Consider the following 11699-nt stretch of genomic DNA (forward strand, 5'->3'; position numbering starts at 1 on the left):
TGTTATGCAATGGAGGGGGGTTATAAAGGATAAAACCCTTACACAGAAAGACATTGCTTCGATTTTTGCCAATTGTTTTCTATCTAGAACGAGCTAATCAATTGAGTCTCTTGCCATATAAGGATTTAGTCGATTTATGCCCCCTGATCGAATCATACCAAGTAACGAAGAGCCTGATATTGATTTTCTGGTTGATTCTTAATGACATATTTTACCTCAAGAAAAAAGGGGTCTTAGGGGTTTAAAAAAAACCGATTAACTTTAATATCACCGGCATCGATCATAGCATTATCAACATCTGTATTTTTCACAGAAGGATAAGCAGAATTTTTCACAGAAGGATAGACAGATGAAAAGTTGTGCTTATCTTTTATCATTAGTTGAAGTCTTACCCGTAAACCGACAGGCGATGTGGGATATCCTGCATAGCCCTCTGTAAATTCAGGCTGAAAAATAAAACGACCATCCGCATCGGTGATACTCTCTTTGGTCAAGCCCTCGCCTATATTAGTATATCTCACCTTAGCTCCGGCAATGGGTTTTCCGGTTGACTCTTCGATAAACCGTCCCTTAATCCCCGGCGCAGAAATTAATTTTGAGCTACAACTACTGACCAATAACATCAAGGGAGCTAATAAGGTAATTGTCAGTTGTTTAGGAAGTAGGTTCATGTCTATCTCCGATGAAGAAATGATACAGCAAAAAATCCGAGAGGAACTAACAAACTAAATAAAGAATTGGGTTCGGGAATAGGCTGATTAAATGGAAATAGTTGAGCATTGTTAACGGTGAGAGCCGAAGTCTGGTCAAAACTGCCAACATCAACCACTCCCCAAGCGATGCTGTAAGTTCCGGGACTAAAGGTTTGCGTGTAACTCCCCGAAACTTGACGACTGAAATTAGTGCTAGAAGGGATTAAGGTACTGATAGAACTATTGGTACTCGCTAAAGTTTGAATTTGATCATTGAGGGCAATAAAAGCATAATCATCAAAATCAAATCCACTGAGATTACGAGTTTCGTCATTGGTTAAAAAAGTCCAATTAAAACTTAAGGTCGTCTCTTCAGTGAAAGTATATTGATTTTCCAGTCCTGAGCCTTCAAAAGCAAATACAAAATTGTTATGATCTGGCTCTAAACTTTGAGAGGGAAGTCCTAAATTTGACTCTAAAGTAGCAGTATCAATAGCTGGAAGATTAGAGAAATTAAAATTACTATCAGGACTAGGACTATCATCATTTTGTAAAGCATTCGTTGAGAGATCAACCTGTCCCAAAGAAGTAATTTCCACATCTCCAGCTAGATTCCAACTACTAAAGTTAATCAAAGCCGCTTGAGAAGACTTAGCAACGATCAGAGAACTTAAGCCGAAAATGAACCCAAATGTTAAAGAAGAAAATTTGATAGACATAGCATTCCTCTAAATTACATGACACAGTTGTTAGTAAGAATCTTAGGAGCGCGTCTCAAGTGTTCTGGCGACATTGCGCTCCCATTTTTAGGATCAAAAGATAAAGTTATTGGGATTTTGCATCGCAGTTAAGGCGAGGTTTTCAACGGTAATAAAAGGTAAAGCCCGCTTACTTAAACCAGAACCATCCTCATCAAAAAGAATGACGGTATCATTTCTCCGTGAACCAAAGTTCAGATAGCCGTCCGCAATCGGATTAGAACCTCCATATCCAAGACTATTAAGTAATGCAGTAAATACAATTCGGTCTATACCAACTTCAAAATCTTTGATCACATCTCCCGCATCTCGGATACTTTGATAAACAAATTGATCGTGACCTTGGTTTCCTGTGAGGTTATCAGCCCCTAAACCCCCCATGAGAATATCATCAAGATTCGTTCCTATCAGTGTATCTCGACCCTGAGAACCCAAGAAGGGATTGACAGCAATATTGACGCTGGCAGTGCTAGTTTCTCCTTGATTATCGCTTATACTGTAATCAAAGCTCGCTTGACCAATAAAGCCAGCAAGAGGCGTAAAAATAACATTTGAGCCATTCAACTTAACGCTACCATTACTGGGATTACTGACGCCTGTAAGATTGAGAATATCACCGGAATCTGGGTCGGTATCATTGCTAAGGAGAGTAGCAAAGGGAATAATTAAAGGCGTATTTTGCGTCCCTTTTGCCACATCATTAACGGCTTGGGGCGGTTGGTTAGTAGAAGTCACCGTAATCGTAACCGTTGCCGTGTCACTATCTGTACCGTCGCTAACCGTATAGGTGAAGCTATCAATGCCAATAAACCCAGTTGCGGGAGTATAAAGCAGTTTGTCATCAGTGAGATTGCTAGGAGTCCCGTTTTCATCTCGGCTGACTGTACCACCTTGACTGGAAGTTGGGTTGAAAGAAGTTAGAGAGATAGAATCATCTTCAATATCACTGTCATTGGCAAGGACGGCTAAAGTAATAGGTGTATTTTGAGAGGTGGTCGCCGTGTCATCTTGGGCAACAGGCGCATCATTGACTGACGTGATGGCTAATGTAATCGTTTGCGAAGCTGTACCTCCTTGACCATCTCTAACGGTATAACTAAACGTTCCTGCTGCACCGTTGGCATTAGCGCTGGGAACAAAGACTAAGCTGGTTAACTGCTGTGGGGTTAAAAGATCACCAGTATTAACTAGGTTATTGCCTAAGAAAATTTGACCTTTTGTGCCATCTGGAATTGTTTCTACCGTTAGGGTTAAACTATCACCATTCCCATCGGTTGGCGTAGAAATATTGAGGGAAGTAGAAGACGCATCTTCTAAAACCGTTAAGGTTTTGTTTCCTTGCACAATCGGAGCGACATTTTGAACATCGATCAAAACAGAAGCTTGATCATCTTCAGTCGGATCATTATTATTGGGAATAGAATCAAGGTCTGCTTCAAAAACTGCCGTAACTTGAGCCGTATTCGTGAGGGATTGACCCCCATTTACTTGTGCAGTAATCGTTAGAGTACGACTAAGATTATCTCGCATATTACCAACATTCCAGATGCCTGTGTTGCTGTCATAAATTCCCTGTTCAGCAACCACAGAAATAAACGCTAATTCTGAGGGCAAAACATTGGTCACTTGAATGTTACTAGCGACCCCAAGACCAGTATTGGTAAGGGTTAAGGTTAAGGTAATTTCATCCCCAATCGCGGGATTAGAATTATTAACCGTTTGAGTCAGTTCTAAATCAATCTCCGTAGGAGTCTCCGAACTAACAACTTGTGTACCAGCAATTAGGTTATCAAGAGGATTGGCATCTAACTCATTACTGGTTACGATTGTTGTACTGTTGAGATTACCAGCAGCGATCGAGGAAACTGTTAAATCGACGGTTACACTTGCACCAATGTCAAGATCACCTAAGTTAATACTAATCGGATTAGTAATCGGCTCGGAATCAGTCCGAATTGAACCGAAAGCGACGAAAATTCCCGGATTAGCCGAACTCAGACCGCTATCTACTGCTTGGGGAATTGTATTATTAGGTTCACCCAAAACAACCTGATTAGTAGAACCGCTGCTTCCTACTTTAATCTCAAGCGTATAGTCACCTGATGAAGAGCTTAAAGCTCCACTGCCATCAATAAAGGGATCGTAAAATAAATTTGACCATCCACTAATACCAACGTAATAAGTCCCAGAAACCGAAGCCGTAAAATCGATATAAGAATCTAATGGAAATGGAGTTCCAAAATTAATATCATTCTCTGCTAATTCATTCCCAGCTGAATCGAATAGACGTAGTACAGAATCTAACGGTGAACCTAATTCTTGAGCATCAATATCAAGAATGACTTGATCCCCTGCATCCAGTTCAAACTTGATAATATCTACCAGATTAATTTGTAGTTCAGGAAAGTTAGAAATGCTTATGACATCAACCGTCGAAGGTAATTGTTCTGTCAGAATAACCCCTGTTGCTGTGGCAGAACCATTGTTAGTGACCGTTAGGCTATAACTGTAGGGAGAGTTAATATTGACCCCACCTGAACTATCAGTACGAGTTACCACTAAGTCTGGGAGTGCGGGTGCAGTGACCTCAGTTGCTAAAAGTGCGACATTATTGGTTAGATTAGGATCATTGGTTTCACTTAAAACACTGGTATTAGAGATGATTGTTCCTGTTAATAGTGTAGGAGCGATCGCCGTGACTTCTATTATTTGACTTTCACCCGATGGCAGCTCCCCAATATCAAAAGTAAAAGCATTGTCGCTCTGTTGAGAGGGGGTAAGACTGGCAGAAACAAAAGTAACAGGTTCTGCTAAGATTTCCGTGATTGTTATCCTTTGAGCCGTAACTGAGCCATTATTAGTGACTTGAATCGTGTAGGTAAAAGTTTCTCCCAATTCCACAGAGGTAACACTAGGGGTTTTAGTGACCGACAAATCCGCCTCTATCAAAGGTTTTAATAGAACTTGCCCTTTGGAGTAACTAAAAACAGGAGAATGGGTTTCATCAACAATCTGGGCGTAGATAAAATAATTCTCTTGAGGAATATTTTCGGTATTCCAAACAAAGCTTCCTTGTCCATCGGTTTCCGCTAATCGATCAGCGATCAAGACACCGTCAAATCCTTGATTGTCCGTGTCGTAGAATAGGCTAATGGTTGCTTCTGAGTCAGCATCAAAGGCATTCCATTCAATGGTTACTTTGGTGTCACTGACATTAGTAGATGGGGCGGTAATTTTGATGCTAGGGGTTGTTGAATTGCCAGAAATAAAGATATCCCCTGCACTCAAGTTAGGTGCGCCTGTTAGAATAGCAATCTGTTGTTGAGGTGCAGCACCATTGCCATCAGGATCGAAGAACAGATTTCCAGTAGCTGGATCATAGATAAATCGGTCATCACTATCAACCGCCGTCGTCCCTAAGACAAACTGAGATTCTGCGAGAACCGCATCAGGGGTTAATCCTCCGCCAAAACCCGTTGCCGAAATGACAATGCGATCGCCCTCACTACTGTCAAAATCTTCGATGGTATCTATCCCTTCTGTGGGACTCTCAAAGACGAAACTATCGCTACCTGTCCCCCCTGTTAGGCTATCATTACCAGCACTTCCCTTGATAATATCATTCCCTTCTCCTCCATCAAGAACATCATTTCCTGCTAATCCATCGAGAATATCCTTGCCCGCGTTGCCACTTAGATTGTCATTGCCAATTGTCCCGAAAAGGATTTCATCCCCTGTTGTACTATCAAGTTGAGTGGTGGCTTGCCATATCTCATCTGTCCATGCTGTTGTCGCTTGCCACACTTCAGAAGTCCATACTGTTGTCGCTTGCCACACTTCAGGAGTCCATGCTGTTGTCGCTTGCCATGCCGCATCACTCCAGTGAGTGGTTGCTTCCCACGCTTCAGGAGTCCATTGAGCGATCGCTTGCCAAGGATTATTAATGAGAGTCTGTTGAAGATTAATAGAATCACTATTCATCTCATTAAAGGCTGTAACAGACAGAAAATCCGATGAAGATGAGAAAGGCCAAAGATCACTTACCCATTTTGTTGTGGCATTCCAAGCATCACTTGTCCATTTTGTTGTGGTATTCCAGGCATCGCTTGTCCATGTAGTTGTGGCATTCCAAGCATCACTCGTCCATTGTTTGGTAGCATTCCAAGCATCACTCGTCCATTGTTTGGTAGCATTCCAAGCATCACTTGTCCACTGAGTTGTGGCATCCCAAGCATCGCTTGTCCACTGAGTTGTGGCATTCCAAGCATCGCTCGTCCATTGTTTGGTAGCATTCCAAGCATCGCTCGTCCATTGTTTGGTAGCATTCCAAGCATCGCTCGTCCATGTAGTTGTGGCATTCCAAGCTTGACTAACCCATGTGGTTGTGGCATTCCAAGCCGTTACTGTCCAATTACTTACTGCACCCCAAGCATTTTCTCCCCACCCTGTAATGGCATTCCAAGCATCTTGTCCCCATTGTTTGGCAGCATTAACAGCAGCCGTTAGTTTTTCTATGGCAAATTCGATGTTCTCTAAGCCGATACCGTAGAGCAGTTCACCTATAGCTTGACGATTTAATTCAGTAGTGCCACGAAAAGTTAGCTGACTTGCCAAATATGGGCCAATGATTGGTACTGATGCTACTATCAATTGAATCGCAAAATAATCAGGATCGGGTAAATAGGTGAAGAAGGGACTACTTAGCGCATTTGTACCACCAACCGTATCTATCTTTAAATTAGCTGGTTTAGTCAAGCCACTGGACTCTACTTTAGGAATAATTACGGGATGAAGATGAGCATCAACAGGATTGGGAAATGAGGAAGGGACAAGCAATTGATTGGATAAAACATATTGTCCAGAAATATAACGAAATCCTGCCATACTCACTATGTCGATAGAAGTGATATAGTGAGTGACTTTCTCTGCACCCCTGAAACTATTAGCCGCACTCGTTGAAATACCCGGAGCATTAAACGTAACAATATTCCCTAAAGCACCTTGAGAAGAATAATCTGCTGCCACCCATTGGGTTAATGCTCCACCCAAACTATGACCTGTAATGTGGGGTTTTAGCGAGAGATTATCCTCTGGCTGACTTGCTTCTTGAAGCCATGGATTAACAGCCTCCCGATTGGCCGTAAATTGACCATAACCAATGCCATTGGGATTAGCATCATCCCAGACATCTGTTTTTAATTGATCGGGCTGTGTCCCCCGAATCGCCAAGACGGGGGCTTTTCCTTCATCGTAAATCGTCCCAGTCGCATAAGCCCAAGAGGTATCCTGCGCTTCTAGGTCATTGAGAGTTTCTTTGACTTTCTGATAAGAGGATGAATTCACAAAATCTGGACCGAGAAATTCTTCTAAATCTGTCAATAAGCGATCTTTTTCTTGGTCACTCTCTTGGCTAATTTCGCTATTGACAGGATTGCTGATTAAAACAAAGAAATTTTCATCCGAAGTTAATCCTGTTGCCTGAAAACCTGTACTGCCATCGTTGAAAAATTGATCAACTCGATAGCCTAAATCTCCATAAGACAAACTACCGTTAAAGTCAATATCGTCTCCTTTATCCCAATTCTGATACGCTGTATCCCTTGCGAAAATCTCAAAATTGGCATTGCCCCCGTAATTAACAGGGGTATCTCCTAATATCCTGATTTCAACTTCTTTACGGGTTTCTCCTGGGGCAAAGGTTAATGTACCTGTAATCGGTTGGTAATCTATTCTGTCGTTCCCCGTTACACCATCTACGGCCGTTCCTACGAGCGTAAAATAATTAACAGTAACTTCTACATCAACTGCTTCTGAGAGAATCACAGGGAATTTGATGGTTGCCGTTTGATTACTTCCTCCTGGGACAGTAACATAGGCATCTTGTATATTTAACCCTGGTGCAATTGTTTCAACCGTATAATTCCATGCTGTTCCTTCATCATTGGTTGCTACAATTATCTCTAACTGATCAGAATCTCCTTCAGGAATTTGAACCGTTCCTGTCTTGCTTCCTCCAACAAATCCCGTTTCTAAGATATTCCTTCCTTCATAACGAATAATGAAATTATCAGGAATGGTATAATGCTCATAGTAAAAACTGGCATATCCTCCACCCTTCGTATCAAGGGTAATCACTTGGTAACTCCCTTCAAAGCCGCCACTATCTGAAACACTTCCCTGTTCAATTAAAATTTCTTGACCATCTATATATATCGTGGCGAAATCATTCTCTTGTTTTAATGCTTGCAGTTCTGATTCAGGTAAAGATAATCCTTGAACCAGCGCAGCAAAAATCTGTCCTTCATCTCCTGAAGAGTCTGAGTCATTAAGTATAACATCAAGAGAGTGTCCAAATTCTTCTAAAATACTACTTGTTATTACTGAAAGGGAATTCTCACTGAGAAATTCTTCAGATAGATAAATCGTCTTTGTCCCACTAGCATATCCGGCATAAGCACCATTAAGGGTCGTAGCAGTAAGAATCTCAAGGGAAGGGAGCGTTATACTACCTTTTTGCCAATCTTGTGCCAAGTTAAGGGCAGTAACCGTCACAAAACTGTCTCCAAAGGCAAGCCTCATCTTCTCCATAAATTCTGGACTGGTAGCGAATTCCTGAAGAGAGTAAGATACGCTTTCCAGAGATTGGGAGAGAATTTGGCTAAACCTAAGAGATTGGTTGATTGTCTTGTTCCCAAACAAAAGATTAACTGAGTTCATAGTGTTTAATTCCTTTCCGAAACTCAAAGGACACTGGAGTTTATGAAATGTCACTGGGTTAAGCCTATAGGCAATGTTAGAAACTATAACAAAAAAGACAGAAATTTTTAACATTCACAGTAGGTAGGGCTTGCTGAAAAAAAGCTGAAATGCTTGTGGTGCTTAAGATAATTGGGTAATTACTACGGCGGATTCAGGCTCAGTCTGGTACATCTTCTAAGGGTCAAGGCTTATCCAATAAGGAGTTGTCTGTGCCAGATGGATAGAGGAACCAGCCTATAGCTGATTTTTATCTAGCAACGCCAAAACTCAAACTGTGGTATGATCCTTAAGCTTGTCTTTGGGAAAGTCCAGTGCAATTCTGGTACTGTGCCGCAGCTGTAATCAAGTAAAAAGTAAAAAGAGTACATCTTCCCTTTTTCCTTGCGAGTCAGAATGCCAATTACAAGTTTTTAATCGGTAGATAGACAAATAATTTTCTAACTACTTCTCTGCGTCGCATGGAGAACACACAAAGGTGAATTGGTTAGTTGAAGCAAATGCTTGTCCCGGTTTATTTTATGGAACTGCTGCCCAGGATGGGTTTTTAATTCGTCTCCGCACCCCCGGTGGATGGCTCAATTCTCAACAGGGAAAAGCGATCGCCACTTGGCTCGAACAATGGCAGACGACAATACAAGTTACCAATCGGGCAAATCTGCAAATTCGCGGACTGCAAAAATCCCCCAGTTTAGAAGAATTTCAAACCCTGCAAAAATTAGGGTTAGCTGCCCATAATCCCAGTATCGATCATCTGCGTAATATCATGTCCAGTCCCACGGCTGGAATTGACTGCCAAGAATCGATCGATACTCGTCCATTAGTCCAAGAATTAGATAATTTTATCCAAAATTATCCATCAATTGCCCAACTAAGTCCTAAATTTAGTATCGGGATCGATGGCGGTGGTGCAGTGGGAATTGGCACTGGTTCAACTATGGCCTGGCAACACCGCTATAACGAGATTCATCTGTCAGCAATTGCCGTCAATAATCCGACAAATTTAACTTCTCTTGTTTGCTTTCGATTAGCACTCGCAGGAGATAAACAATTATATGACACGGACTTATTAATTGAGCCAGAAAACTGTTTAGCTGTGGTCAAAGCTCTAGTAAAGGTTTATGTCGATTATGTTCAACAAACCCCCAATATCAAGGGTAAAAAACCGCGGATGAAACACCTGCTAAAAGATTGGGGATTAGCAAAATATCTCGAACAAGTTAACTCTCAATTACATCGGACTTCTACCGGCATAATACAAGGGCAAGAATACCGGCAGGCTGCCCATTCTACTCAACCCTATTTTCATCTGGGAATTCATCCTCAAAAGCAACCCGGATTATCTTATATTGGTCTATCATTAAGATTAGGACAATTGACGGCTAATCAACTATCGGGATTAGCGGCACTATCAGAAACTTTTGGCAGTGGTCAGTTACGATTAACCCCTTGGCAGACTGTTATATTACCCGATATTCCCGATGAAAAAGTGTCAGAGTTGTTGCCAAAACTGGCATCCTTAGGATTATCCGCTTCTCTTGGATGGGATGCGGGGATGGTTGCCTGTAGCGGTAAACCGGGCTGTGCGGCGGCGGCCACTGCAACTCAAATTCATGCTTCTCTCTTGGCAGATTATTTGAAAGAACGCTTAACCTGCAATTCTCCTGTTAATATTCATTTGACGGGTTGTGCTAAATGCTGCGCTCAACCGGGTCCAGCCGAAATTACCCTTTTAGGAACTACCATCGAGGAAAATGGCCAAATACTAGAAGCTTATCAAGTCTATGTGGGTGATAGTCAAAAGTTCTTAGAAACACCTATATTTGAGGGAGAATTTACCAAGATTCCCCCCCTCATAGCCCAAATTTTAAGCTCCCAAAAATCGAAAAAATTAGATGAATAGAATGGAATACATTAAGAATGGTGAGGAAATTTACCGCAAATCTTTTGCTATTATTCGGGCAGAAACTAACTGGGAAAATCTCCCCGATGATTTAGCTCCTGTGGCGGTTCGTCTAATTCATTCCTGTGGGATGACAGACATAACAGAAGATTTAGAAGCATCACCAGACGCGGTTAAAATCGGACGAAATGCCCTCGCTGGGGGTGCAGCAATTCTCTGTGATTCTCAAATGGTCGCTAATGGCATTACCAAAGCGCGTTTACCTAAAAATAATCCGATTATTTGTACCCTCAATCATCCAGAAGTGACCGAGTTGGCACGGCAAATTAATAATACCCGCTCCGCTGCCGCTTTAGAACTTTGGCGACCTCATTTAGCTGGAGCAGTGGTAGCCATTGGTAATGCACCAACCGCACTTTTTCGCCTACTAGAATTGCTCGATCAAAATGTAGATAAACCGGCTTTGATTTTAGGCTTTCCCGTGGGATTTGTGGGAGCGGCAGAGTCGAAAATAGAATTAGCAACTAATAGTCGTGGTGTGCCATTTATTACCCTGCACGGACGTAGGGGAGGAAGCGCAATCGCAGCAGCAGCAGTCAATGCTTTAGCAAAAGAGAACGAATTATGAATAAATTAGGCAAACTTTATGGATTAGGAATCGGGCCTGGCGATCCCGAATTGTTGACGCTAAAAGCACACCGAATTCTCACAACTGTTCCGGTAATTGCTTATCCTACCTTAGAAAGTGGCAAAGTTTTGGCACGAGCAATTGTGTCGGATTTTATCCGTCCCGAGCAGATAGAAATTCCCATGCCCTTACCTTTTAGTGTCGAGCGCAGTTCTCAACCTCATTATGATATTGCCGCCGAAAATATCGCCGAACATTTAAACTTAGGTCGAGATGTGGCGGTGCTATGTGTGGGCGATCCGATGTTGTATGGCACATTTATGTATATCTTTAATCGCTTGTGCGATCGCTTTTCAATTGAAGTCGTGCCGGGTATTTCTTCAGTGATGGCAAGTGCAGCAATGCTGGGTGTACCTATCACTTATCGAAATGACGTATTTAGTATCATGCCCGCTACTTTAGAGGCGGAAATATTGCGGGATCGCCTAGTATTTATTGATGCAGCGGCGATTATTAAATTAGGCAGACATTTCGCTAAAGTTCGCGATATTCTCGATGAATTAGGATTATTAGAACGCGCCCTCTACATCGAACGAGCAACCTTACCCAATCAGCAAATTATTCCGATTACAGAAGTCGATCCAGAGGCTGCTACTTACTGGTCATTAATTCTGATTCCTAGTAAAACTAAACCCCAATAACGAAGGCAGGGGGCAGGAGGCCGTTTTTGTAACGGGGATTTATGCCCCGCTCCAAAAACTTTTCGCCTTAAGGCGAGGTTTTAGACCCGATTTTTTCAATAACTCTATAGACACTAAGTTAAATCCTCTATCCCCTACCTGACAGAACCTATAGGGTTTAGATAATACTAAATCTGGTTATTAAAAACTGATTATTTATTCTCCCTTTTGCATGAGTGCCTCTTGCATGAGTGCCTCTCCTGATATGTAGCCTATACTCAA

General features: G+C 42.0%; 6 protein-coding genes. 3 read left to right on the plus strand and 3 right to left on the minus strand.

Annotated features, from left to right (window positions below):
* Positions 1-233: 233 nt before the first annotated feature.
* From IM477_RS13120 to IM477_RS13130, 3 genes are all read right to left on the minus strand, one after another.
* The gene (locus tag IM477_RS13120) at positions 234-671 is read right to left on the minus strand and encodes a carboxypeptidase-like regulatory domain-containing protein (protein WP_002804288.1); all 438 of its coding nucleotides are present in this window, start codon (positions 669-671) and stop codon (positions 234-236) included.
* A 2-nt stretch (positions 672-673) separates the two neighbouring features.
* Complete coding sequence (locus IM477_RS13125) at positions 674-1411, minus strand: hypothetical protein (protein ID WP_002804289.1); 738 nt, start codon at positions 1409-1411, stop codon at positions 674-676.
* A 93-nt stretch (positions 1412-1504) separates the two neighbouring features.
* Entirely contained in the window at positions 1505-8029 is a 6525-nt protein-coding gene (locus IM477_RS13130) for an Ig-like domain-containing protein (RefSeq protein WP_287732082.1), read from the minus strand.
* A gap of 655 nt (positions 8030-8684) precedes the next feature.
* On the opposite strand from IM477_RS13130, the gene cobG reads away from it, so the two are divergent.
* From cobG to cobI, 3 genes are read left to right on the plus strand one after another with little or no spacing between them, the layout of a single operon-like run.
* Entirely contained in the window at positions 8685-10109 is a 1425-nt protein-coding gene (cobG, locus tag IM477_RS13135) for a precorrin-3B synthase (protein WP_287732083.1), read from the plus strand.
* A gap of 1 nt (position 10110) precedes the next feature.
* Entirely contained in the window at positions 10111-10737 is a 627-nt protein-coding gene (locus tag IM477_RS13140; protein WP_287732085.1) for a precorrin-8X methylmutase, read from the plus strand.
* Entirely contained in the window at positions 10734-11438 is a 705-nt protein-coding gene (gene cobI, locus IM477_RS13145; protein WP_287732084.1) for a precorrin-2 C(20)-methyltransferase, read from the plus strand. Before IM477_RS13140 ends, cobI begins: the two co-directional genes overlap by 4 nt.
* The last annotated feature ends 261 nt before the right edge of the window (positions 11439-11699 follow it).

It is taken from the genome of Microcystis sp. M090S1 (genome assembly GCF_020246295.1).
Classification (GTDB): domain Bacteria; phylum Cyanobacteriota; class Cyanobacteriia; order Cyanobacteriales; family Microcystaceae; genus Microcystis; species Microcystis aeruginosa.